Source organism: Actinoplanes sp. URMC 104 (assembly GCF_051386375.1).
Classification (GTDB): domain Bacteria; phylum Actinomycetota; class Actinomycetes; order Mycobacteriales; family Micromonosporaceae; genus Actinoplanes.
Map to the genome: position 1 here is coordinate 2,319,895 of NZ_JBPQTO010000011.1, position 25,243 is coordinate 2,345,137.

The 25,243-nt window shown below is 72.8% G+C and carries 16 protein-coding genes; 5 read left to right on the forward strand and 11 right to left on the reverse strand.

Annotation, left to right across the window (positions count from 1 at the left end):
• Positions 1 to 28: 28 nt before the first annotated feature.
• Positions 29 to 682: a TVP38/TMEM64 family protein gene (locus ACSNN8_RS36505; RefSeq protein WP_436654734.1), complete on the forward strand. Its 654-nt coding sequence runs from the start codon at positions 29 to 31 to the stop codon at positions 680 to 682.
• Between the two features lie 55 nt (positions 683 to 737).
• Here the strand turns inward: ACSNN8_RS36505 and ACSNN8_RS36510 are convergent, their stop codons facing one another.
• Positions 738 to 1,094 (reverse strand): SDR family NAD(P)-dependent oxidoreductase, encoded by a 357-nt coding sequence (locus ACSNN8_RS36510; RefSeq protein WP_436655555.1) that lies wholly within the window; start codon positions 1,092 to 1,094, stop codon positions 738 to 740.
• Positions 995 to 1,318, reverse strand: coding sequence for a DUF1330 domain-containing protein (locus ACSNN8_RS36515; RefSeq protein WP_436654735.1), 324 nt, complete (start codon positions 1,316 to 1,318; stop codon positions 995 to 997). The genes ACSNN8_RS36510 and ACSNN8_RS36515 overlap by 100 nt, the downstream gene beginning before the upstream one ends.
• A gap of 169 nt (positions 1,319 to 1,487) precedes the next feature.
• On the opposite strand from ACSNN8_RS36515, the gene ACSNN8_RS36520 reads away from it, so the two are divergent.
• Entirely contained in the window at positions 1,488 to 2,108 is a 621-nt protein-coding gene (locus ACSNN8_RS36520; protein ID WP_436654736.1) for a TetR/AcrR family transcriptional regulator, read from the forward strand.
• Between the two features lie 50 nt (positions 2,109 to 2,158).
• Here ACSNN8_RS36520 and leuS read toward each other — a convergent pair whose 3' ends face one another.
• The gene (leuS, locus tag ACSNN8_RS36525) at positions 2,159 to 4,957 is read right to left on the reverse strand and encodes a leucine--tRNA ligase (protein ID WP_436654737.1); all 2,799 of its coding nucleotides are present in this window, start codon (positions 4,955 to 4,957) and stop codon (positions 2,159 to 2,161) included.
• 190 nt (positions 4,958 to 5,147) lie between these two features.
• The gene (locus ACSNN8_RS36530; protein ID WP_436654738.1) at positions 5,148 to 7,949 is read right to left on the reverse strand and encodes a M36 family metallopeptidase; all 2,802 of its coding nucleotides are present in this window, start codon (positions 7,947 to 7,949) and stop codon (positions 5,148 to 5,150) included.
• 331 nt (positions 7,950 to 8,280) lie between these two features.
• Here ACSNN8_RS36530 and ACSNN8_RS36535 point away from each other — a divergent pair, with 331 nt between their 5' ends.
• Genes ACSNN8_RS36535 through ACSNN8_RS36545 form a run of 3 tightly spaced genes read left to right on the forward strand, consistent with a single transcriptional unit; the run spans position 8,281 to position 13,075 of the window.
• Positions 8,281 to 9,336 carry an AAA family ATPase gene (locus ACSNN8_RS36535; RefSeq protein ID WP_436654739.1) on the forward strand — a complete coding sequence of 352 codons (1,056 nt, stop codon included), beginning with the start codon at positions 8,281 to 8,283 and terminating at the stop codon, positions 9,334 to 9,336.
• Between the two features lie 2 nt (positions 9,337 to 9,338).
• Positions 9,339 to 10,637 (forward strand): DUF58 domain-containing protein, encoded by a 1,299-nt coding sequence (locus ACSNN8_RS36540; protein WP_436654740.1) that lies wholly within the window; start codon positions 9,339 to 9,341, stop codon positions 10,635 to 10,637.
• Positions 10,634 to 13,075, forward strand: coding sequence for a transglutaminaseTgpA domain-containing protein (locus ACSNN8_RS36545; RefSeq protein WP_436654741.1), 2,442 nt, complete (start codon positions 10,634 to 10,636; stop codon positions 13,073 to 13,075). The genes ACSNN8_RS36540 and ACSNN8_RS36545 overlap by 4 nt, the downstream gene beginning before the upstream one ends.
• Before the next feature lie 1,368 nt (positions 13,076 to 14,443).
• Here the strand turns inward: ACSNN8_RS36545 and ACSNN8_RS36550 are convergent.
• The 7 genes from ACSNN8_RS36550 to ACSNN8_RS36580 form a co-directional block, all read right to left on the reverse strand.
• Positions 14,444 to 14,830, reverse strand: a complete 387-nt coding sequence (locus tag ACSNN8_RS36550) for a DUF3040 domain-containing protein (RefSeq protein ID WP_436654742.1) — start codon at positions 14,828 to 14,830, stop codon at positions 14,444 to 14,446.
• A gap of 100 nt (positions 14,831 to 14,930) precedes the next feature.
• On the reverse strand, positions 14,931 to 16,226 hold the full coding sequence (gene dinB, locus ACSNN8_RS36555; RefSeq protein ID WP_436654743.1) for a DNA polymerase IV: 1,296 nt from the start codon (positions 16,224 to 16,226) through the stop codon (positions 14,931 to 14,933).
• Positions 16,227 to 16,486: 260 nt separating this feature from the next.
• Positions 16,487 to 17,641 (reverse strand): alkaline phosphatase family protein, encoded by a 1,155-nt coding sequence (locus tag ACSNN8_RS36560; protein WP_436655557.1) that lies wholly within the window; start codon positions 17,639 to 17,641, stop codon positions 16,487 to 16,489.
• A 134-nt stretch (positions 17,642 to 17,775) separates the two neighbouring features.
• Positions 17,776 to 18,522, reverse strand: coding sequence for a methyltransferase domain-containing protein (locus tag ACSNN8_RS36565; RefSeq protein WP_436654744.1), 747 nt, complete (start codon positions 18,520 to 18,522; stop codon positions 17,776 to 17,778).
• 32 nt (positions 18,523 to 18,554) lie between these two features.
• The gene (locus ACSNN8_RS36570; RefSeq protein WP_436654745.1) at positions 18,555 to 18,959 is read right to left on the reverse strand and encodes an SSI family serine proteinase inhibitor; all 405 of its coding nucleotides are present in this window, start codon (positions 18,957 to 18,959) and stop codon (positions 18,555 to 18,557) included.
• 32 nt (positions 18,960 to 18,991) lie between these two features.
• Positions 18,992 to 22,345 carry an error-prone DNA polymerase gene (locus ACSNN8_RS36575; RefSeq protein WP_436654746.1) on the reverse strand — a complete coding sequence of 1,118 codons (3,354 nt, stop codon included), beginning with the start codon at positions 22,343 to 22,345 and terminating at the stop codon, positions 18,992 to 18,994.
• A gap of 8 nt (positions 22,346 to 22,353) precedes the next feature.
• A complete protein-coding gene (locus tag ACSNN8_RS36580) occupies positions 22,354 to 24,738 on the reverse strand; it encodes a hypothetical protein (RefSeq protein WP_436654747.1) in 2,385 nt (794 codons plus the stop codon).
• Between the last annotated feature and the right edge of the window lie 505 nt (positions 24,739 to 25,243).

A 25,243-nucleotide genomic window follows, 5' to 3' on the forward strand; every position in this document is an offset into this window, starting at 1 on the left:
GGCGGACCCTCAGGTTCAGACTTCGCAGATGACCTGGAAGCGGCGGATCGTCCGTTTCGGCATCCTGGGCGGTGTCGTCGCCGGCGTGGCGACCGCGGCCGCCGTCCTGCCCCTGCGCGACATCGCCGACACGGTCGCCGCCCTCGGGCCCGCCGCCGCGGTGGCGATCGCCGTGGTCGGGGGTCTGCTGCTCTCGGTGCTGGTTCCCCGTACGGCCATCACGCTCGCCTGCGGCGCCCTGCTGGGCGCCGCCACCGGCGCCGCGACCGCCCTGGCCGCCGCCGTCATCGCCGCCGCAGCCACCTACTACGCCGGCCGCTGGGTCGGCCGCGGCGCCCTCGCGGCCCGCACCGGCGGCAAGCTGCAGCGCCTCGACGGCTGGCTCAACCGCCGCGGCCTGTCCGCCGTGCTGCTCGTCCGCTTCCTGCCGCTCGCGCCCTTCGGCCTGGTCGGCTACGCCTACGGCACCACCAGCGTCTGCCGCAAGCGCTACCTGCTCGGCACCACGCTGGCCTCGATCCCGTCCGCCGTCTCCTACGCCGTCATCGGCGCCGCGGTGGTCAAGCCCGGCGAGATGAGCCCGCTCTCCCTCGCTCCCGCCCTGATCGGCTTCACGCTGACCACGTCGATCGTCCTGTGGTGGAAGCGCTCCGCCAAGAAGGCCGCCGCCGCAGCCGCCTGACCGCCGCCGGCGGGCCCTCGTGCGGGGGCCTTCAGGCAGCTGACCGAACGTGGCGTCAGATGACGGGAAGCTCGCCCCCGTCGACGACCAGGGTCGCCCCGGTGACCCACTGGGCCCGGTCCGAGACGAGGTAGGCCTTCGCGGCGCCGTAATGGGCCATCGGCGCGGCGGGTGTGAGCGCCTGGCCCGTCGAGATGTTGACGATCGCGCCGCCTTCCCCGTTCCTGCGCAGCGCCGGCAGCAGCGCGTTGGTGACCCGGACGGCGGAGAGGTAGTTCAGGTCGAGGGCGTCGAGCCGTGCCGTGGTTCGGGTCAGGCCGTCGGGGCGAGACCGGGCAGGAAGACCAGCCGGCGGCGCATGGCGGTCGCGGCGATCTCGCGGGCCGGGGCGTACTCCGGGGAGTCGTACCAGGCCTGCAGGGTCTGCATGTCGGGCCATTCGACGACCGCGACCGCAACCCCGGCCTCGCCCTCGGCGACCGTGGGCGAGGCCCCCAGGACGACGAAACGGCCGCCGAACTTCTCGACCGTGATCGGGGTCAGCTCGGCGTAGCGCTGGGCGCCCTGCGGGTCGAGCACCTCGAGGACCTCGGTAATGCTGTACGCCGGCGTGCGGCCGGTGGTGACGTCGGACATGAGTGGTCTCCTCTGGATTCGGTCGTTCGACCGGGCTCGAACTATGATGTCGTGCAACATCAAAATAATGATGTCGGGCAGCATCATTGAGAGTCAAGCCCGGGATCAGACTCAAAGCTGCTTTTGATGTTGAGTAACATCACAACCGGGTGTCCGACCTGTCGAGGAGGTGGCCGAGGTGCCACGTATCAGCCGGGAGCAGAAGAGGCTCAACCACGAGAGGATCGTGCGAGCGGCCGGCGAAGGCTTCAAACTCCACGGCGTCGACGGCGTCGGCATCCAGGAGCTGATGAAGGCCGCCGGTCTGACGAACGGAGGGTTCTACAACCACTTCGCCTCGAAGGAGGACCTCGCCGTCGAGGTCTACCGGCAGGGCTTCGCCGACTCCCTCGCCGCCCTCGCCGCCATCCGCGAAGCGCATCCCGGCTCCGCCCGGGCGGCCCTGCACGACATGGTCGACAGGTACGTGACAGCCGCTCACCGCGATCACCCCGAGACCGGCTGCCCCTCGGCCGCCCTGGCGGTCGACGCCGGACGCCACGGCAAACCGTCTCAGGCCGAGTACCGGCGCGGACTGGAGGAATACCTCAGCGCCATCACCGACATGGTGCTCGATCGCGCACACCAGGCCGGCGCCGAACTGAGCGCGGCGGAAGCCCGCGAACAGGCTGTGGCGCTGTTCTCGCAGATGGTCGGGGCGCTGATCGTGTCCCGCGCGGTCGCGGAGGCGGACCCCGCACTGTCCGACGAGATCGTGACGAGCAACCGCGAACACCTCAAACGAGGGTGAACAGGCAGGAGCCCGCCACGGCACAGCGCGCGGCGGGCTCCCGGTAACCGTCAGACGACGACGCTGACCAGACGGCCGGCGACGACGATGACCTTCTTGGGCGTACGGCCCGCCAGCACGTCGGCGACGGCGGCCAGGGCCTGGTCGCGTACGTCGGCCTCGGGCGCGGTCGGTGCGACCTCGACGCGGGCCTTGACCTTGCCGTTGACCTGGACGGGGTACGTGATCGACTCGGCCACCAGCTGGGCCGGATCGGCCACCGGGAAGGCGGTGTAGGCCAGCGTGCCCGTGTGGCCCAGCTTGGTCCACAGCTCCTCGGCCAGGTGCGGCGCGAACGGCGCCAGCATCAGCACCAGCGGCTCCACCGCCTCGCGGGAGACGGACGGCAGCGGGGTCAGCGTGTTCGTCAGCTCGATCAGCTTGGCGATCGCGGTGTTGAAGCGCAGCTCGTCCATGTCCTCGCGGACGCCGGCGATCGTGCGGTGCAGGTGCTTGCGGACCGCCGGGTCCAGCGGCTCGTCCCCGGCCCGTACGGCGCCGGTCTCCTCGTCGACGACCAGCCGCCACACCCGCTGCAGGAACCGCTGGGAGCCGACGACGGCGCGGGTCTCCCACGGGCGCGAGACGTCCAGCGGGCCCATCGCCATCTCGTACACCCGGAACGTGTCGGCGCCGTACTGCTCGCACATCTCGTCGGGGGTGACGACGTTCTTCAGCGACTTGCCCATCTTGCCGTACTCGCGGGTGACCGGAGCGTCGCCGTAGAAGTACTGGCCGTCGCGCTCGACGACCTCCTCGGCGGGCACGATCACACCGCGCGCGTCGCGGAAGGCGTACGCCTGGATGTAGCCCTGGTTGAACAGCTTGCGGAACGGCTCGAACGACGACACGTGGCCCAGGTCGTACAGCACCTTGTGCCAGAACCGCGCGTACAGCAGGTGCAGCACGGCGTGCTCGACGCCGCCCACGTACAGGTCGACGCCGCCGCAGTCGCCGTCGCGCTGCGGGCCCATCCAGTACGCCTCGTTGTCCGGGTCGACCAGCGCCTTGTCGTTGTGCGGGTCCAGGTAGCGCAGCTCGTACCAGCAGGAGCCGGCCCACTGCGGCATCGTGTTGGTCTCCCGCGTGTACTGGCGGGGTCCGTCGCCCAGGTCCAGCTCGACGTTGACCCAGTCCTTCTTGCGCGACAGCGGGGTCTCGGGCTCGCTGTCGGCGTCGTCCGGGTCGAACGTGCGCGGCGAGAAGTCGTCGACGTCGGGCAGCACGACCGGCAGCATCGAGTCGGGCAGCGCCACCGGCAGGCCGGTCTCGTCGTAGACGATCGGGAACGGCTCGCCCCAGTAGCGCTGCCGGCTGAACAGCCAGTCGCGCAGCCGGAACGTGGTGGCGCCGCGGCCGTGGCCGTGCTGCTCCAGCCAGGCGATCATCTCGGCCTTGGCCTCGGTGACGCCCTTGCCGTCCAGCCAGTCGCTGTTGATCGCCGGGCCCTCGCCCGTGAACGCGCCCTCGAAGCCCTCGGGCGCCTGCACCGTACGGATGATCGGCAGCTCGAAGACCTCGGCGAACTCCCAGTCGCGCTGGTCCTGCCCGGGCACGGCCATGATCGCGCCGGTGCCGTAGCCGGCCAGCACGTAGTCGGCGATGAACACCGGGATGCGCGCGCCGTTGACCGGGTTGACCGCGTACGCGCCCGTGAAGACGCCGGTCTTCTCCTTGCCCTCGGTGCGCTGCTCGTCGGTCTTGGCCGCGGCCTGCGCCCGGTATGCCGCGATCGCGTCGCCCGGCGTGGCGTGCCCGCCGGTCCACTTCGCGTTCGTCCCGTCGGGCCAGGCCGCCGGCGCGATCTCGTCGACCAGCTCGTGCTCCGGCGCCAGCACCATGTAGGTGGCGCCGAACAGCGTGTCCGGCCGCGTGGTGAACACGGTGATCTTCCGGCTGTCGACCGCGAAGTCGACGTGGGCGCCGCGCGACCGGCCGATCCAGTTGCGCTGCATCAGCTTGACGGGCTCCGGCCAGTCCAGCGTGTCCAGGTCCTCGACCAGGCGATCCCCGTACGCGGTGATCCGCATCATCCACTGCTTCAGGCTGCGCTGGAAGACCGGGAAGTTGCCGCGCTCGCTACGGCCCTCGGGCGTGACCTCCTCGTTGGCCAGCACGGTGCCCAGGCCCGGGCACCAGTTGACCGGGGCCTCGCTGACGTACGCCAGCCGGTGGTCGTCGATCAGCTTGCGCCGCTCGACCGGCGACAGCTCGGCCCACGTCGTCCCGGGCGTCGGGCGCGTGCCGGCCTCGAACTCCTCGATCAGCTCGGCGATCGGGCGGGCCTTGCGCACCTGCGGGTCGTACCACGAGTTGAAGACCTGCAGGAAGATCCACTGCGTCCACCGGTAGTACTCGGGGTCGGTGGTCGCGAACGTGCGCCGCTCGTCGTAGGCCAGGCCCAGCCGGCGCAGCTGCGTCTTGTACCGCTCGACGTTCGCCGCCGTGGTGACCGCCGGGTGGGTGCCGGTCTGCACCGCGTACTGCTCGGCGGGCAGGCCGAACGCGTCGAAGCCCATCGGGTGCAGCACGTTGTAGCCGGCCATCCGCTTGTAGCGGGTGTAGCTGTCGGTGCCGATGTAGCCGAGCGGGTGACCGACGTGCAGGCCCGCACCCGACGGGTACGGGAACATGTCCTGCACGTGCAGCTTGGGAGCGCCGGCCCGCGGGTGGGCGGGGTCGGCCAGCGCGCCGGCCGGGTTGGGCGCCTGGAAGGTCCCGTTGTCGGCCCAGAAGGCCTGCCAGCGCGGCTCGATCTCGTTGGCCAGCGCCGCGGTGTACCGGAACTTCGGCGTTTCTGACTCGCTCATGGTCGGCAATCCGTCTCGTCGTCAAGGGTGGCTGGACATGAAAAAACCCCTCACGCAGGAGGGGTCGCCGTGCTGAGCCGCTTCAGGAGCGGGAGCAGCACGGCCGGCTAAGAAGCAGGAAATGCCGAGCCATGCGTTGCATGATACCGGTCGCCGCCCGGGAGCGGCGACCGGTATCACGCCAGGGTGGTTACGCCGCCGATCCGTAGACCGACAGCTCGGTGCTGTCGAGGAACAGGCAGCCGCTGACCGTGGGCGGCTGGCCCGCCGGGCAGGAGCCGGCGGCCTGGGCCTGCGAGGTCAGCATCGTCCAGCGGACGAACTGGATGCCGTCGCCCGTGCCCGCGGCCAGCGCGACCGGGGTGGGCGTGACGGTGCCGGCCGGGAACGTGCCCTCCGCGGCGACGGCCCAGGTGGTGCCGTCCGCCGAGGTCTCGACGCGGTAGCCGGCCGTCGAGGCGGTCTCGTCGTCGCCACAGGTGGCGGACGGGTTGATCACCAGCTCCGAGACGTCGACCGTCCCGGAGAGGCGGACCACCGCGTTCTGACCCTCCGGCGCGACCTCCGAGCCCCAGCCCGCGAGCTGCGACTGGTCGATCAGCCGGTCCGGGCCGCAGCCGTACGACGTGTAGTCGACGCCGGTGAAGCTGACGATGTCGCCGCCGCCCGAGGAGGCCGCCCAGTCCTTGCGGACCGACCAGTTCTCGGTCTTCGTGCCCGAGTTGATCGACAGCGTCTTGACGACCATGTCGTAGCCGGCGCCGCGGGCGTAGACCTTGGCGTACGTGCCCGGGATGATGCCGGTGATCCGGTAGGTGCCGTCCGCGGCCGTGGTGGCCCGGTAGTCACCCGCGAAGCCGGAGGCGTGACCGCCGAAGGCGACAGTCAGGCCGCCCACCGCGGCGCCGGTGTCCTGGTCGGTCACCTTGCCGGTCAGCGAGCCCCGCGGGGTGTTCGCCGACGGCGGCGTCGAGAAGTCCTCGACGGGCTGCGCGTCGTCGCCGTCGACCGCGGCGGCGAAGTAGCCCATGCCCCGCTTGGCGAAGACCTTCCAGATCGTCTTCTGGTTCTTGCCCTTGTTGACGACCAGGTCGGCGGCCAGGATCGAGTTGCGCATGTCCAGGAAGGACGGGTTCGACGGGCTCAGCTCCATGCCACGGGTCACGATGGACTGCGCCTTGGCGCTGCCGATCTCGCGACGCAGGTCCCACAGGGTCTGCGCCCAGATCTCGCCGTCCGCGTGCACCTCGGGGCCGTCGGTGACCTTGCCGAAGTCGCCGTACGTGTAACCGCCGGGGCCGGCCGCCGGGGTGCCGGGGCAGGCGTCCGAGACGATGCCGACGGTGCAGTCCAGGCCCTCGGTGCGGATCGTGCCGCCGGCCGTCCAGTACTTGCCGATCAGCACGTCGCCGGGCTTCGCGGTGTCCTTCTCGAGGCCCTTGGCGTGCAGGTAGTCCTCGGCGTACCAGTCGCTCCAGGCCTCGCCCATGGCGCCGCCCTGCACGTCGCTGAGCGTCGAGTTGCCCGCGGCGTCGACCACGAGGCGGTTGGACAGGCCGTGGGTGTACTCGTGGAACACCACGTCCGACTCGTCACCGGTGTTCGCGGCGACCGCCTGCGGGCCGGGCGTCAGCAGGTACATCTGCATGACCGGCGGGATGCCGTCCGGCGGGGTGTTCATGTTGGCGTTGTCGACGTGGTTGGGGTCGGGCAGGCCGTCCGCGGTGTTCGCGCCGTCCAGCGCCTGGCCCTGCACCGCGTCGCCGTCCTGGGCCTCGAAGTTGCCGGCCGCCCGGGTGAAGCCGATCGGGGACGACTTGAGGTGGTCGTGGAAGGTGCCCAGGAACGTGAACAGCTGCACCGCGTTCTGCTTGCGGTTGGTCTGCCACGAGTTGGGCGTCTCCGGGTCCCACGAGCAGGGGAAGGCGTCCGAGCAGAGGCCGCCCACCTCGTCGTTGAAGTCGACGAACGGATAGTTCCACTGGCGCACGCCGGACGGGCCGACCTCCTCGTCGGGGTCGGCGAGGTCGTTGGCGTTGACGTCCGACCAGACGTGCGCGACGTTGCCGGACAGCTGGCGCGCGTTGTTCGGCAGCCAGCCCTTGGCGGTCAGGTCGACCGGCCGCTGCACGCCACCGCGCGGCGCACCCGGGTAGTTCTCCCAGGCCTGGGCGGTGTCGTTGGCGATCGTGCTCCTGCGGTAGAGCACCTCGCCGCTGGCGGCGTCGATGACGTGGACGTAGCCCTCGTCGACGACGATCGTCTGCCAGGCCAGGCGGGGACCCGACGCGGTCTGGAACCAGACCTGCCGGGCGTTGCCCTCGTCGCTGAACGTGGTGGTGCCGCCCGCCGTCTTGGTGACCTTGGCGGTGGACGTGCCGAAGACGTCCTTGACCGCGGCGGCGCGCGCCGCGGTCGCGGAGACCTTGGCAGCGCCGGCGGAGGACGGCAGCGACCGCAGCGGGGCGCCGTCGACCTGGACGAGACGGCCGTCGGAGGTGACGTGCGCCTTGAGTCCGTTGCCGAACACCGGGACGCCGTCGGCGACCTGCACCCAGCTGAGGTGGTGCGTGCCCTCGACGTCGACGTAGTCCTGGCGCAGCACCAGGCTCGCCAGGTCGGCCGCGTCGAGGCCGAACACCTCGGGGTGCGCGGCGACGTAGTCGAGCGCGATCTTCGTCGGCTTCTTGCTGCTGGGACCGGTGAGGAACCCGTCCAGCTTCGCCACGCGCCGCGGGGTGCCGGTCGCGCGGTCGACGTCGACGATGCCCTGCACACCCAGCGAGTCCCGCAGGGTGTTCACCGCGGCGGCCGAGGGCGCCGGGACGGCGGCTCGGCTCAGGGCTGCGGTGGGAGCGGCCGCCGCGGCGGCGGCCAGGTTCTGGCGGGAGTCGTAGTCGGCTCGCCGGTGCGACGTGCTGTCGGTCGCGCCGTTGACGGCGCCGGGCAGTGGTGCGGCCTGCGCCTGTGCCGGCAGCAACGCGGCGAGCATGATGGCGCCTGCCGCGGCTGCCCCCATCCGCCGGGTTGCGGATGGTGTGGATAACGCTCTCAATTCAGCCCCTCTCGGCCGGGCTCGAATGCGGGCCCGTCGATGGCTGATCGTGCTTGCCCATCGCGAAATATAACTAGAGCGATGTCTGATTCTTTATCTGTTCGATACTCATGTCCGGTTGACGGTCGTCGAATCAGCCCGGCGGCCGACCTCGGCGAGTTGCTGTGATCGGGCTAACCTGTGGGAACGGGGCGGCTCGCTCTGCCTTTCGGTGATCTTTCGCCCCGGCGTCCCACGATGGGCGCGCACACATACCTGGAGGAGGCCCGTGACAACCCCGACCTGGGACGAGCCCGGTGGACCGATGCCGAGCGAGGACTTCCGCGCAGCCACACAAGCCATCATGGCCAACATCGAACAGGTCATCGAGGGCAAGGGCGCGACGGTCCGGCTGGCGCTGGCGGTTCTGCTGGCCGAGGGTCACCTGCTCATCGAGGACGTGCCCGGCGTGGGCAAGACCAAGCTCGCCAAGGCCCTGGCGCGGTCCATCGACTGTTCGGTACGCCGGATCCAGTTCACGCCCGACCTGCTGCCCAGCGACGTGACCGGCGTCAGCGTCTACAACCAGGAGACGCGCGACTTCGAGTTCAAGCCCGGCGCCGTGTTCGCCAACCTGGTGGTCGGCGACGAGATCAACCGGGCGTCGCCGAAGACCCAGTCCGCCCTGCTGGAGTGCATGGAGGAGCGGCAGGTCACCGTCGACGGCACCACGTACGAGCTGCAGGCGCCGTTCATGGTGATCGCGACGCAGAACCCGATCGAGATGGAGGGCACGTACCCGCTGCCCGAGGCGCAACGCGACCGGTTCACCGCGCGCATCGCGATGGGCTACCCCGACCCGCGGGCCGAGCTGGCCATGCTGGGCGGGCACGGCGCGCACGACCCGCTCAACGACCTGCGGGCCGTCGCCGACGCCGCCCTGGTGCGCCGCCTGATCGCCACCGTGCGCGACGTGCACGCCGCCGACGCGGTGCAGCAGTACGCGATCGCGCTGGTCACGGCGACCCGCGAGGCGCCCGAGATCCGGCTGGGCGCGTCCCCGCGCTCGACGCTGCAGCTGCTGCGCACGGCCAAGGCCGTGGCGGCGCTCGAGGGCCGCGACTACGTGCTGCCCGACGACCTGCAGGCGCTGGCCGTGCCGGTGCTCGCGCACCGCATCATCCCGACCGCTGACGCGCAGCTCAACCGGCGCACGACCGACGCGATCGTGTCCGAGATCGTGCACCGGCTCCCGCTGCCGCACGACCGCGCCCGCTCGCCGTACGACACCCGGGCCACCGGCAACGGCAACGGCAGCAACCAGTACGAGCCGCGGGGGCGCTGAGCATGCGCGAGGCTTTGCGAGGGCTGACCACGCGGGGCCGCTCCTTCCTCGCCGCGGCCGCGGCGGCCGCCATCTCCGCGATCATCCTCGGCGAGCGTGACCTGCTGCGGGTGGCCGTGCTGCTCGCCGCGCTGCCGCTGCTCGCCGCGGCGTACGTGGGCCGCAGCCGCTACAAGCTGGCGTGCACCCGCTCGCTCGACCCGGGCCGCGCGCCGGTCGGGTCGAGCGCCCGGGTGATCCTGCGCCTGCAGAACATGTCGCGGCTGCCCACCGGCACGCTGCTGCTGGAGGACAGGCTGCCGTACGCGCTGGGCAGCCGGCCCCGGGTCGTGCTCGAGCGCCTCGGCTCGCACCAGGCGAGCAGCGTGGCCTACACGGTCCGCGCCGACGTGCGCGGCCGCTACCCGATCGGCCCGCTGGTGATCCGGCTGACCGACCCGTTCGGCCTGTGCGAGCTCACCCGGTCGTTCCCGAGCGTCGACCGGCTCACCGTCATCCCGCAGGTGGTCACCCTCCCGGCCGTACGCCTGGCCGGGGAGTACGCGGGCACCGGCGACAGCCGCGCCCGGTCGGTGGCCGTGCACGGCGAGGACGACGCCGCCACCCGCGAGTACCGGCGAGGCGACGACCTGCGCCGCGTGCACTGGCGCTCCACCGCCCGCACCGGCGAGCTGATGGTGCGCCGTGAGGAGCAGCCCTGGGAGAGCCGGGCCACGGTCGTGCTCGACACCCGGGCCTCCGCGCACCGCGGCGAGGGCCCGACCGCCAGCTTCGAGTGGGCGGTCTCGGCCACCGCCAGCATCGCGATGCACCTGCGGCAGGCCGGCTACAAGCTGCGGCTGGTCACCGGCTCGGGCATCGACATCGACGCCGCCGAGGCGGCGGGCGAGGGCGTGATCCTCGACACCCTGGCCGACGTCAAACTCGCCGAGAACGGCGACCTGTCGGCGCTGGTGGAGCAGGTCCGCCGCCGCTCCGACGGCGGGCTCGTGATCGGCATCTTCGGCGCGCTCACCGTGCCCGAGGCCGAGCTGCTGGCCGGCCTGCGCGGCAACGGGGCCACCTGCATCGGCTTCGCCATCGACACCTCGACGTGGGTCAACCTGACGCCCGGCGAGCGGCAGGACGCCGACCGGGAACACTCCGCCGCCGCGCTGGCGTTGGTCCACAGCGGCTGGCGCTCGGTCCCCGTGGTCCACGGCTCGACGCTGCCCGCGCTGTGGCCGGCGGCCGCGCGTGGTTCCAGCGGCTTCGCCTGGCGTGCGGCGATGGCCGAAACCGTGGGAGGAGTCATCCGATGAGCGGCCGACGCCGTCTCGGGCTCGTCGCGGCAGGGTCGACCCTGCTCGCGGCCGCGCCCATCTCGTCGATCTTCGACAGCTTCACCTGGCTGATGCAGTGCCTGCTCACCGTCGGCCTCATCGCCGCCGCCGCGGTCGGCGCCCGGACGCTGCGCTTCCCCGCCTGGGCCCAGGCGCTCAGCATGATCGTGACCCTGCTGATCATGCTGACCTGGATCTTCCCGAGCGGCCACGAGTTCTTCATCCCGCAGCCGGCCACGTTCAGCCACTTCGCCGACCTGTTCCAGCAGGCCGGGCAGGACACCCGGTCGTACGGCGTGCCCGTGCCCGACCGGGAGGGCCTGCTTTTCGTCACCGTGCTCGGCATCGGCTCGGTGGCGATCGCGGTCGACCTGCTCACCGTGGTGGCGCGGCGGCCCGCGCTGGCCGGCCTGCCGATGCTGGCGATCTACTCGGTGCCCGTCGCCGTCTACGTCGACAGCGTGCCGGTGCTGCCGTTCATCGTCGGCGCGACCGGCTTCCTGTGGCTGCTCGTCAGCGACAACATCGACCGCGTACGCCGGTTCGGCCGCCGCTTCACCGGCGACGGGCGCGACGTCGACGTGTGGGAGCCGTCCCCGCTGGCCGCCGCCGGGCGCCGCCTCGGCGTGGTGGGCGTGGTCGCGGCCGTGCTGCTGCCGCTGCTCGTCCCCACGATCAGCGGCGGGCTGCTCTCGCGGCTCACCCAGAGCGGCGGCGGCGTGGGCGTCGGCACGGGCAACGGCTCGGGCGGGCGGATCAATCTGTTCGCTTCGCTCAGCGGGCAGCTCACCCGCACCGACGAGGTCGAGCTCGTCCGGCTCAGGACGAACGAGCAGACGCCGTACTATCTGCGCTTCGGCGTCGCCGACCAGCTCACCACCAACGGGTTCGGCAGCCGCACCCCCAACGGCGAGAACATCGCCCAGGGCCTGCCCGACCCGCGCAACGGCTCGGCCACCGACAACTTCGCCCAGCACCGCGCCACCGTCGAGGTCTCGAACAGCCTGCAGCAGGGCATGCTGCCGGTCTACCAGAACACGGTCGGGGTCGACGGGCTCGAGAACGGCTGGTTCTACGACGACAACCAGCAGGTCGTCTACTCGAACCGGCGGTCGACCAAGGGCCTGAAGTACACGTTCGACTACGTGCGCGCCGACCCCACCCTGGCGCAGCTGCGCCGGGCGCAGCCGCTGAGCCCCGACGACCCGATCGTCCGGCTCAACACCACGCACCCCGACGACCCGACGGTCACCCGGCTGGTCAACCAGCTCGTCGCCGGCAAGCGGACCGAGTACGACAAGGTGCGCGCGCTCTACGACTTCTTCTCGTCGAAGAACGGCTTCACCTACCGGCTGTCGACCGAGCCCGTCGTGGCCAGCTCCGAGATCGCCGCGTTCCTCACCACCAAGGTCGGCTACTGCCAGCAGTACGCGGCGGCGCTGGCCTGGATGGCGCGCGAGGCCGGCATCCCGGCGCGGGTGGCGTTCGGCTTCACCCGGGGCCAGCGCCAGAACGACGACACGTACGTCATCACCAACCGCAACGCCCACGCCTGGACCGAGGTCTACCTCAAGGGGTTCGGCTGGATCCCGTTCGACGCCACCCCGGCGGCGAGCGTGGCCGGCGCGGCCCGCTCGGGCTACGCCCCCGACACCGACCTGCCCACCCCCACCGCGACGACCTCCGAGTCGGCCGCGGCGCCGGGCGCGGACCCGTCGGCGCCCGCGGACGGCGCGCAGCGCCCCGACCGCCCCGACCTCGGCGACAACAGCACGGCCGGCTCGGTCACCAGCGACACCGGCGGCGTCTCCGGCACCGCCCTGCTGATCGTCGCGCTGGCCGTCTTGCTGCTGGCGCTGCTGCTGGTGCCCGCGTTGCGCCGGTTGCTGGTGCGCCGCCACCGGCACGCCGCGACTGTCCCGAAGAGCCCGAAGGTCACCGCGCTCGGCGGCCCCTCGGACATCGTCGTGACGTCCGAGGCCGTCCAGGCGCGCGCCGACGCGCACGCGGCCTGGGACGAGCTGATGGACACGATGGTCGACTTCCGCATCCCCATCGACCCCACCGAGACGCCCCGGGTCACCGCCCAGCGCCTGATCACCGACGCCGTCCTGCTCGCCGAGCCGGCCGCCGCGGCCACCCTGCTGGGCGCCGCCGAGGAGCGGGCCCGCTACGCCCGCAAGCCCCTGCAGGGCGGCGAGCTCACCGCGGCGCTCGGCCAGGTGCGCAAGGGCCTGGCCCGCTCGGCGAACCGCCGAACCCGCCTCGCCGCGGTGCTGATGCCCCCCTCGGTCCTGATGCGCTGGCGCCTCGGCATAGCCGACGCCTCAGCCCGCCTGGTCAGCGCCGGCGGCCGCTTGCGCGAGTCCCTGACGAAGGTCAGCCCTCGCCGTCTGCTGCCCCACCGGAGCCGCTGAGGTCTCACCGTGGAGATGCCGCTTCCCGCACTTCCGGGAGGCGGCATCTTCGCTTCGGAGCCGGTGCATCCCGCCCGGCCCCTCCACCAGTCCCTGCCCGAGCGGCCCACCCGCCAGCCGTTCCGGCCGCGCCGCACCCCCCGCGACGCTTCCTACGCGAAGCAAGCCGAGCGGACCGCCGCGCCACCAGCCACTTCGCCCGACGCCACACCCCCGCGACACTTCCTACGCGAAGCAAGCCGGCCGGACCGCCGCGCCACCAGCCACTTCGCCCGACGCCACACCCCCGCGACACTTCCTACGCGAAGCAAGCCGGCCGGACCGCCGCGCCACCAGCCACTTCGCCCGACGCCACACCCCCGCGACACTTCCTACGCGAAGCAAGCCGAGCGGACCCCCGCGCCGCCAGCCACTTCGCCCGACGCCACAGCCCCGCGACGCTCCCTGCGCGAAGCAAGCCGAGCGGACCCCCGCCAGCCACACCCGGCGACACTTCCTACGCAAAGCAAGCCGGCCGGACCGCCGCCGGCCGCTTCGCCCGACGCCACACCCCCGCGACGCTCCCTGCGCGAAGCAAGCCGAGCCAACAGCCGCCGGCCGCTTCGCCCGGCGCCACACCCCCGCGACGCTCCCTGCGCGAAGCAAGCCGAGCCAACAGCCGCCGGCCGCTTCGCCCGGCGCCACGCCCCGACGCTTCCTACGCGAAGCAAGCGAAACGTCCCGTCATCCAGCCGTACTGACCGCGCCCAACCTCCCGCAGCGCTTCCTACGCGAAGCAAGCGAGGCAGGGGCAAGCCGGTTTCAGGAACTCCGAACATGTCCCACCCACGCTGCTGCGCGAAGCAACCATCCGAAGCGCACGCTGGCCTTTAAGTGCGCCGCAAACAGTGGATCGCTTCCTGCGCGAAGCAAGCGGTAGGAACGCTCGGCAAGCGCAGGCGCGCCGGTAGCGCTCCCATGTACGGGGCCGTCGGGAACATCGACAGGAGCTCACCGGTACGGGGCTGCCGGCAACGTCGACAGGAACTCACCCGGTACGGAATCGGCGACGACCTCGACAGGCCTCACAGGTACGGGGCGGCCGGCGATCTCGACAGGCGCTCACAGATACGGGGACGGCCGGCGATCTCGACAAGCGCGGACCCTCGCTGGGAGGCGCTGGAGTGGCAGTAGCGCCTGGTAGGCGCGCTGGGCGCCCGCGATCCTTGTCCGGTAATCGAACCGGCGCAGCAACGACGAAAGGCGGCCTGGGACCGCCGGTCGGCTAGGGAGCGCGGGAACAGGAGATGGCGGCCGCGGGCCGCCATCTGGAGCAGTGTGCGGTTGTGCCGGGGCCGCGACCGGCGGGCGGTCGCGGGCTCGGGTTGGTCAGCGATGACCCTCGGGGCGTTGACGCCAGCGGTCCTCGAGGCGGTCGATGAAACCGGCCTTGCGGGTCTGGCGGGTGCGGCGTGTGGCGGTGCCGCCCACGGCGTGCAGGTCGGGGGCGGAGCCCTTGCGGCGGGACTGCATCGCGAACGCGGCGGAGCCCAGCATGACCACGAAGCCTGCGACGCCGAGCAACGTGTTGCGGGTGACCGTGCCGACGACCACCAGCGCTAGGCCGAGGACGATGACGAACGCGGCGACCAGAAGCCGGCGCCGTGCGTGAAAACGCGGGTCGCTGGCCCGCACAGCCGAGGCGAACTTGGGGTCCTCGGCAAGCGACCGCTCGATCTGATCGAACAGCCGCTGCTCGTGCTCCGAGAGCGGCACGGCATTCCTCCCCGGGCGCAAATCCAACCCCCCAGGCGGGGTCGGGGTGTCACTAAGGTAAGTGGCGCGGGACAGCCGTCGGCTGCCTTACCGAGCAAGTCTACGAGGGGGTTGGCGGGTCGGAAAGCGGGACGACCGTCGAGTGCGGGTGATTTTCGGTTCTTCGCAGATCACTTCGTCCCAGAAGACTGGCCGGACCGACGCTGGCGCCGCCGAAACGGGCGACCACGGCGTCGCGCGCGGCCTCGGCCTCGCGCCAGCCGCGCTCGGGCTCACCCAGGCTGAGCTGCCGCGATGTGGTGGCGGCGGAGGTCAGCCCCTCGACGCGCACCCCGACGAGCCGAATGTGCTCGCGCGCGCCGAGCGCCGTGAACAGCGACCAGGCGATCTCGAAGATCTCGCGTGCCACATCGGTGCTCGTGTGCACCGTGCGGGACCGGTTGACCGTGCGGAAGTCGGCGAGCCGCACCTTGATCGCCACCGTGCGCCCGACGAAGCCGCTCGCGCGCAGGCGGGCGCCCACCTTGTCGGCCAGCGACAGCAGGCTCTTGCGGATCAGCCCGGGGTCGGCCACGTCGGTGTCGAAGGTCATCTCCGCGCCGATCGATTTCTCGTCGCGCTCGGGGCTGACCCGGCGGGGGTCGCGGCCCCACGACAGCTCGTGCAGGTGGGCGGCGGCCGCCTCGCCGAGAGCGCCGCGCAGCATGCCGGTCGGGGCGTGCGCGATCTCGCCGACGGTGGTCAGGCCGAGCCGGCGCAGCGTCTCGGCGGCGCGCTCCCCCACTCCCCACAGCGCGTCGACCGGCAGCGGGTGCAGGAAGTCGAGCACCAGGCCGGCGGGGACGACGACGAGCCCGTCGGGTTTGGCCCGGGTGGAGCCGAGCTTGGCCACGAATTTCGTGGGGGCGACACCGACCGAGCAGGTCAGCTGCTGCTCCGCGAGCATGCGGCGGCGGATCAGCCGGGCGATCTCGGTGGGGCTGCCGAGCAGCCGCTGGGCGCCGGCCACGTCGAGGAACGCCTCGTCGGACGAAAGCGGCTCGACCAGCGGGGTCACGTCGCGGAAGATCGCCATGACGGCCCGGGAGGCGTCACCGATGGCGGGCCCGTCGACGCGCAGGAAGACGCCGCGGGGACAGAGCGCGCGGGCGCGGGCGGTGGGCATGGCACTGCGTACGCCGAAGCGCCTTGCCTCGTAGCTGGCGGAGCTCACCACCCCGCGGGGGCCGACGCCGCCCACGATCACCGGCTTGCCGCGCAGCTCCGGCCGGGCCCGGACGGCGACCGACGCGAAGAACGCATCCATGTCGACGTGCAGGATCGTGCAGCCCGCGTCGTCGGCGCCGGGGCCGAAACGCGGGTCACGTCCCCGAGGCACTGCCTGGCTGCGTCCCACGCCGAGGAATCTAGCCGGACCCTCCGACAAAACCGCGGACCGACCGCGCAACGGGGCAGACAGCGCCCGAACAAAGGCGGGAAGCGGCCGATCAAGGCCGGGGAAAAGCGGGTGATCAAGGCGGGCAAGCGGCCATCGGAGGCGCAAAGCGGGCAATCAAGGCGCGAGGCGGGCGACCAAGGCGCGAGGCGGGCGACCAAGGCGGGAGCGGCCGGTCGCAGCGGGGAAGCCGGCCGAGAAGCGCAGGAGAAAAGCAGCGGTCAGCGGGCGATCAGCAGGGGGATCTCCATCTCGGCCGCGGTCACCGAGGCGTGATAGGCCACGAGGCGGCCCACCGAGGGCGGCTCCCAGCCGCCGGCCAGGGCGACGTTGCGCCCCTGGCAGATCACCACGACGTCGCCGATGCGGTTGCGGTGGCCGGCCGGGACCGGGCCGTACCAGCCGCCGTCGACGGCCTCGCCGCGGGTCAGCACCCAGGCGGCCGGGCCGAGGACGCCGCGCCAGGCGGCCACCACGTCGTCCAGCGCGCCGGACGCGGTGTGGAGGTAGCGCACCCGGGGCTCACCGGCGACGCCCACGACACCGGCGCGCAGCTCCGGAATGTCCGCCATGTCGAAACGTGCGTCCGGCGGCACATTGAGCTGGCCGTGATCGGCGACGACCAGCAGGGCGGAGCGCGGCGGCAGGCCGTGGACGAGCCGGTCGAGCAGCGCGCCGACCCCGGCGGCGGCCTCGCGCCACTCGGGCGAGTCGACGCCGGACTGGTGGCCGCGGTGGTCCAGGTCGGCGTGGTAGCCGTAGACGAGCGCGGGACCGGAGGCCGAGGACAGCGCCGCGAGCATGCCCGCCGCGATGTCGTCCGTGCCGACGTAGGTCGCGCCCCGGTAGGCCGAGACGGTCAGGCCGCTGCCCTCGAACTCGGGCTTGCTCACCACGGTCACCTCGACCCCGGCGGCGTACGCGGTCTCGAAGCGGGTGGGCACCGGCTGCCACGCGGCGGGGTCGGGGTGGTGCTTCCACTGGATGTGGTTGAGCACCTGGCCGTCCGGCTGCCGCACGGTGAAGCCGAGGATCCCGTGCGCGCCCGGCGGCGCCCCCGTGCCCACGGTGACGAGGCTGACCGGGGTCGTGGAGGGGAAACCCGCGGTCAACGTGCGGCCGGACGCGGCGAGGTCGGCGACGACCGGGGCGTACGGGGTGAGGACCGGCATCTGGTGGGCGCCGAGCCCGTCGACGAGCAGCACGCCGACGCGGGTCACGCCGTCGAGCGCGTCGCGCAGGCCCAGCACGTCGGCCGCGCCGCGCACGCCCAGCAGCGCGCACACGCTGGGCAGCACGTCGGCGAGGCTGCCCGAGCCGTACGCGGGCCGCACGGGTTCGAGCGCCGAGGCGGGCAGGCAGTCGTCGGGCACCACAAGCGGCGCGGCGGTCACGACGCCACCTCCGATAAAGAGGCGGTCACGACGCCACCTCCGATAAAGAGGCGGTCACGACGCCTCCCCGTGAAAAAGAGGCGGTCACGACGCCATCCCCAAAAACGCGGAGGCGGTCACGGCTTGCGGGCGAACAGGTGCAGCTGGGAGGCGATGTCGCGGAACGGCGGGCGCGCGGACAGTTCGAGCTCGAGGTCGAGCAGCGCCTGCGGGTCCTCCTCGACGACGGCCGCGGGCAGCAGGTCGGCCAGGACCCGTACGCCATGGGTCTGCTCGACCTGCAGGTTCGCCGCGCCGAGCAGGGCCGCCGCGCTGTCGGCGTCGTACCGCCGGCGCAGGGTGTCGCGGGAGCCGGCGCGCCCCTCCGGATCGGCCGCGACCGCGGTGGCCGCCCGCAGGTGCCCGTTGATCGCCCGGCCCAGGATCGCCGCGGCCCGGCTCGCCACCAGCAGGCTCACCGCTCCCCCGGGGCGCAGCGCCCCGGCGATCGCCGCGACCACCCCGGCCGGGTCGTCGACGACCTCGAGCACGGCGTGGCACAGGATCAGGTCGACGCTGCCTGGCTCGACCAGGCCGGCCAGCGCGTCGCCGTCGCCCTGCACCGCGCGCACCCGCCCGGCGACCCCGGCGTCGGCGGCGCGCCGGGTCAGGGCGGCGAGCGCGTCGGGGCTGGCGTCGACGACGGTGACGGTGTGCCCGGCCTCGGCCAGCGGGACGGCGAACCCGCCCGTGCCGCCGCCGACGTCCAGCACGGTCAGCTCACGGCCGGCGTGCCGCTCCAGCTCGCGGCGCAGCACCGCCCAGACGGCGGCGGTGCGGGCGGTGACGAGCGGGCGGGCGGTCCGCGTCGATGCGATTTCCACACCGGCAGCGTAACGGCACCCGCAGTCCCCGCTCAGAACCGGAAGAGAACGCCGGTGGCGCGGCGCATCTCGCAGGAGTTGCCGAACCGGTGGGTCCAGCTCACCGGGCGGCCCTGCCAGGTGCCGGTCAGCGAGGCGGTGACCGGCTTGTAGAGCAGGATGCACGCGCCCGTCTTGCGCGGGATCCGGGCCGGGTCGGCGTCGACCTGCTCGAGCAGCGTGCAGGCCTGGACCGCCCGGGGGTGGCCGCCGCCGGGCGGGTCGCAGGTGAGCTTGACCGCCATCGGTTGCCCGGCGTCCGTGGCGTGGCTGAGCATCACCGCGCTCGCGGCGCCGGGGCGCGGCGCGGAGCCGTACGTGGGCTTCGGGTCGGGTACGGGGCCGATCAGCGCGGCGTGCGGGGCGGCGAGGGCGGTCGCGAGAAGAAGCGGGAGCATGCCACTTAACGTACAAAATCGGTCAAAGTAACTCAGCGGAAGTCCCGGGAGGCGGGCGTCACCGGCGGCGTGAGCGCCTCGAGTCGGTCCGCCACCAGGTTGAGCACGCCCTCGGCGGTCTTCTCGAGCAGGCCGCGCACGATCAGCCCCGAGCTGGTGCGCGCCACCCGCCGGTAGCGCTGCCACAGCCCGGGTGAGCAGGTCACGTTGAGCATCCCGGTCTCGTCCTCGAGGTTCAGGAAGGTCACGCCGCCCGCGGTCGCCGGCCGCTGCCGGTGCGTCACGATGCCGCCGACGCGGATGCGGGTGCCGGCGTCGACCCGCCCGACCTTCGCGACCGGGATCGCCCCCGCCTTGTCGAGGTCGGCGCGCAGGAACTCGGCGGGGTGCGTCTCGGGCGACAGCCCGGTGGCCCACACGTCGGCGACCAGCTCGTCGACCGCGCTCATCCCGGGCAGCATCGGCGCGTCGGTGCCGGTCACCGTGCCGGGCAGCCGGTCGGGCCGGTCCTGCGCGGCGGCGCCGGCGGCCCACAGCGCCTCGCGCCGGGTGAGCCCGAAACCGGCGAACGCATCGGCGGTGGCGAGCGCCTCGAGGTGGGCGGTGGTGCATCCGGTACGCCGGGACAGGTCGGTCATGCTGCGGTACGGCCCGTTGTCGCGCCGCTCCCGCTCGATCCGCTCGGCCAGCTCCTCACCGAGCGTGCGGATGCTCGCGAGCCCCTGCCGTACGGCCGGTCCGCCCAGCCCCCAGGCGTGCGGCGGCTCGCCCGGCAGCGCGCCCCACCGGGTCTTCGGGGTGGACTCGAGCGTGGCCTTCGCGTTGCTCAGGTTGATGTCGGGCCGGCGCACCTCGACGCCGTGCCGGCGGGCGTCGTCGACCAGCGACTGCGGCGAGTAGAAGCCCATCGGCTGGGCGTTGAGCAGCGCCGCGCAGAACGCCGCCGGGTGGTAGCGCTTGAGCCACGCGCTGGCGTACACCAGGTAGGCGAAGCTCATCGAGTGGCTCTCCGGGAAGCCGTAGCTGGCGAACGCGGACAGCTTGGCGAAGAGGTCGTCGGCGAGCTCGCCGGTGATGCCGCGCTCGGCCATCCCGCCGTACAGCCGGTCCTTGATCTTCTCCATCTTCTCGACCGAGCGTTTCGAGCCCATCGCGCGGCGCAGCTGGTCGGCCTCCGCCGGTTCGAAGCCGGCGACGTCGATCGCGAGCTGCATGAGCTGCTCCTGGAACAGCGGCACGCCCAGCGTCTTCTCCAGCGCGTTGCGCATCAACGGGTGCGGATAGGTGACCGGTTCGAGGCCGTTCTTCCTTCTGATGTACGGGTGGACCGAGCCGCCCTGGATGGGCCCGGGCCGGATCAGCGCGACCTCCACCACCAGGTCGTAGAACTCGCGGGGCTTGAGCCGGGGCAGCGTCGCCATCTGCGCGCGGCTCTCCACCTGGAACACGCCCACCGAGTCGGCCCGGCAGAGCATCTCGTAGACCTCCGGATCGGTCAGATCCATGGTGGAGATGTCCAGGTCGGACTCGATCATCTCGTACGCGTACCGCAGCGCCGACAGCATGCCGAGCCCGAGCAGGTCGAACTTCACCAGCTCGATCGCCGCGCAGTCGTCCTTGTCCCACTGCAGCACCGTGCGGCCCGGCATGCGCCCCCACTCCACCGGGCACACCTCGACGATCGGCCGGTCGCAGATCACCATGCCGCCGGAGTGGATGCCCAGGTGCCGCGGGAAGTCCTGCACCTGGTTGGCGAACTCGACCACCTGCGCGGGGATGTCCTCGACGTCCACCTCGGCCACGCCGCCCCACCGGTCGATCTGCTTGCTCCACGCGTCCTGCTGACCCTGCGAGAAGCCGAACGCCTTCGCCATGTCGCGCACCGCGGAACGCGGCCGGTACGAGATGACGTTCGCCACCTGGGCGGTGTGCCGCCGGCCGTACTTCTCGTAGACGTGCTGGATGACCTCCTCGCGCCGGTCCGACTCGATGTCGACGTCGATGTCGGGCGGGCCGTCGCGCTCGGGGGCCAGGAACCGCTCGAACAGCAGGTTGTGCGCGACGGCATCCACATTGGTGATCCGCAGCGAGTAGCAGACGGCGGAGTTGGCGGCGCTCCCCCGGCCCTGGGCGTAGATGTTCTGGGCGCGGCAGAACTCAACGATCTCGTAGACGACCAGGAAGTAGCCGGGGAAGCCCAGCTCCTCGATCATCCGCAGCTCGTACTCGATCTGCTCGTACGCCCGGGGGTGCGCCTGCGGCGGGCCGTAGCGCTCGCGGGCGCCGCGCAGGGTCAGCTCGCGCAGCCAGGTCATCTCGGTGTGCCCCGGCGGAACGGGGAAGTCGGGCAGCTTGGGGGCGACCAGGTCGATGTCGAACGCGAGGTCCTCGCCGAACATCGCGGCCGCCGCCACCGCGCCCGGATAGGCGGCGAACCGGCGCGCCATCTCGTCGCCGCTGCGCAGGTGGGCGGTGCCGGCCGCGGGCAGCCAGCCGTCGATCTCGTCGAGGCTGCGCCGGGCCCGGACGGCGGCCAGCGCGGTGGCCAGCCGGCGGCGGGCCGGGGTCGCGTAGTGCACGTTGTTGGTGGCCACGACCTCGAGCCCGCGGCTGCGGGCTAGCGCGAAGAGGGCGTCGTTGCGGTCGTCGTCGTACGGGTCGCCGTGCGCGGTGAGCTCGACGGCGACCCCCGAGTGGCCGAACAGCGCGACCAGGCGGTCGAGCTCGTACGCGGCGGCGTCGATCCCGCCCGTGGCCAGCGCCGCCGGCACCGGGCCCTTGCGGCAGCCGGTGAGCACCAGCACGTGGTCGCGCAGGTAGGCGGCGACGTCCTCCAGGGCGCCGTACTCGGGCTTGCCCTTCTCCCCGCCGGTGAGCTGGGCCTGCGAGATCGTGTTCGCGAGGCGGGCGTACCCCTCGTGGCCGTGCGCGAGCGCGAGCAGGTGGCGGCCCTCCGGGTCCGGTTCGCCGTTCTGCGGCTTGGTGAGCTCGAGCGACAACTCGGCGCCGAAGATCGTGGGCAGGCCCAGTTCGCGGGCGGCCTGCGAGAACCGGACCACCCCGTAGAAGCCGTCGTGGTCGGTCACGGCCAGCCCGTCGAGCCCCAGGCGGGCGGCCTCCTCGGCGAGTTCCTCCGGGTGGCTCGCGCCGTCGAGGAAGCTGAAGTTGGTGTGGCAGTGGAGTTCCGCGTACGGGGTGACGCGCTCCCGCCGCACCAGGGCCGGAGCCTCGTACGGCTGGCGCTTGCGCGACCACGCCGGCGCGTCGCCCCCGTCGCCGTCGACCGCCAGCGGGTCGGCGACGGGCTGCAGGTGCCTCTCGGCCTTGGCGCCGGTGAGCGTCTTCTCGAGGTCCGACCAGGACACCCTGGGGTTATGGAAGCTCACGGCCGCGCCTAGTCATAGATCGCCTCCACCGCCCAGTGCCCGCCGGCCAGGCTCAGCAGGAAGGCCCGCCCGTCGGTCAGCACCACCTGGAACCGGGCCCGCCGCCGCGACTCGGCGGGATCCCACCACCGCTCGTCGACCGGCCACGGCCCCGCCCACCCGCCGATGCCCACCGGCTCCGCCCGCTCGATCACCAGCGCGGCGGGGTCGCCGGTGAGCTCGAGGCGGGCGCTGACCCCGACCGCCCGGCCCTCCCGATCGAGCACCACCGCCGGCAGCGGCCGGGCCGGCACCAGCGCCGGCGCCGGCCTGGGAAGCCTCCCCGGCCACGGCGGCAGGGCGGGCTGCTTGGCCGCTTTCCTCCGGCGACGCCCTCCCTGCTGCACGGCCACCACAGTCACGCCTCCCGCCGCCATCTGTTCCTGCGGCCCCTCGCCTGCCGCCTGCTCCTGCATCGCCCGCCCCTGCGCCGCCTGCCCCTGCGCCGCCCGCCCTTGTGCCGCTCGCTCGTGCGCTGCCTGTCCCTGTGCCGTTCGCTCATGCGCTGCCTGTCCCCGCGCCGTTCGCTCGTGCGCCGCCTGCCCCTGCGCCACCCGTCCCTGCTGGGGGACTGCCTCCTCCATCGCCTGCAAGCGCCTCTTCGCCACCTGAACCTGCGCCGTCTGCGCCTGCCCCTGCATCCCCTCCCCCGGCGCCATGTGTTTCCGCGCCGCAGACTCTTGCCCCTGCATCCCCTCCCCCGGCGCCATGTGTTTCCGCGCCGCAGACTCTTGCCCCTGCATCCCCTCCCCCGGCGCCATGTGTTTGCGCGCCGCGTGCTCTTGCCCCTGCATCCCCTCCCCGGGCGCCATGTGTTTGCGCGCCGCGTGCTCTTGCCCCTGCATCCCCTCCCCGGGCGCCATGTGTTTGGGCGCCGCGTGCTCTTGCCCCTGCATCACCTCGCCGGGCGCCAGCGCCTGCCCCTGCATCGCCCATTCCCGCACCGCATCCGGCACAGTGGACAAATCCGGAATGAGCGAATTGTTGTCGCGGGCGTGGCGGTCCCGGCGGTCGCGCAGGGAGATCACGGCGGGATCGTCGACGACCTCCTCGCGTACGTCGGGATCGGGAAGGTCGAAGGCGAGCTCGGGCTGGATGTGGTGGGCGAGGACCGGGACGGTCGCGACGCCGGGGACCGGGTCGGTGTGCGGGGCGGTCGGGCGGTGGGGGTCGCGTTCGTCGCCCCAGGGGACGAGGCGGATCTGGTCGTCGGCGTTGCGGCCGCCGCTCAGCACCGGGGTGACCACCGACTCGGGGCCGAGCAGGCCCTGCACCCGGCTGAACGCGCGGTGGGCGCGCTCGCGGTCGGCGCCGGCGTCGCCCCAGAGGCCGGGCTGCAGTCCGAGGTGGACGAGCACGCCGTCGGGGATCAGGCGCAGCCGCACCAGCCCCGCGGTCGGGCGGGCCGGGGCGCCGCGGCGGGCGCCGGTGAGCCAGCCGTCGAGCTGCCAGCGCACCCGCTCGGCGATGGCCGCCGCGGTGAGCGTGCCGTCGTGGCGCCAGACGCGGTGCAGTTCCTGGCCGTTGGCGGTGACCGCCTCGATGCCCAGCCGGGTGCAGGCCAGCCCGTGCGCGGCGAGCTTGTCGTGCAGCCGCTCGGCGAGCGCCCGCCCGGCGAACGCGGCCACGTCCACCCGTTCCAGGGGTTCGTCGTACGTCTCGGAGACCTCCAGGTGGGGCGGCGGCCGGCGCACCGCGAGCGGCCGGTGGTCGAAGCCCGCGGCGAGCCGGTGCGCGAGCGCCCCGTCGAAGCCGAACCGGGTCAGCACGTCCCCCGCCGGCAGCGCGGCGAACTCGCCCAGCGTCTTGATGCCCAGCCGTTTGAGCAGGTCGGTGAGCTCCGGCCGTTCGATCGCCTCGATCGGCTGCGCGCGCAGGAACGCCGGCGTCTCCCCCGGCGCGATCACCCGTCCCGCGCGGGCCGCGAGCCCCGCCGCGAACACCCCTTCGGCGATGCCCACCTGGCTCTCCACCGCGCAGGCCTCGGCGACCTGCTCGACGATCCGCTCCGCCGCCGCCTCCTCCCCGCCGAAGTAGCGCGACGGCCCCCGGGCGGCGAGCGCGCACGCCCCCGGCCGGATCACCTCGACGCCGACCGCGACCTCCTCGACGGCCGCCACCACGGGTTCGAACGCGCGCGCGTCCCGGCCGGTGTCGAACTCCACGGCGGTCAGCTGCGGGCACCGGCTCTGCGCTTCCCGGCGTCGCAATCCCCGGCGTACGCCCTCCTGCCGCGCCGCCTCGGAACACGCCACCACCCGGTTGCCGTGCAACACGATGACCGGCTCCGCGGCCGGCACCCCCAGCACGATCTCCGCCGCGATGACCGGCCAGTCCGGGCACCACAGCAGCATGGTCCGCCCACCCGCAGTCTCTTCCCGGGCCCCCACGTCACATCACCGCCACCCGCGGCGTCTCCCGTTCCCCACCCGGAAGCTCAACCACCCGCCCATCCGCAGAACCGCCCACATCAAACTCATCCTCGCTCCGACCGCCGGCAACGAGAGAGGGCTGCGTTGAAAGCACGGCCTCACTCCGACCGCCGGCGACGGGAGTGGGCTGCTCCAGGGGCGCGGCCTCGCTCCGGCCGGCGGCGACGAGGCTGAGCTGCACCGAGGGCGCGGCCTTGCTTCGACCGGCGGAGACGCGGCCGAGCTGCGCCGAGGGCGTGGCCCGGGCCGAGCGGAAGGCGGGCACGGGATCGCGCGCCTCCGCGGAGGCTGACTCCGCAGCCGAGGGCGCCGACGGCGAAGCGGCCCGCCGGCGGAGAGCAGCACCGGACGGGCGCCCCGCCGACGACGCGGCATCTGCGGCCGAGGTGGGAGGCGACGGCGGAGCGACCTGCCGGCGGAGAGCAGC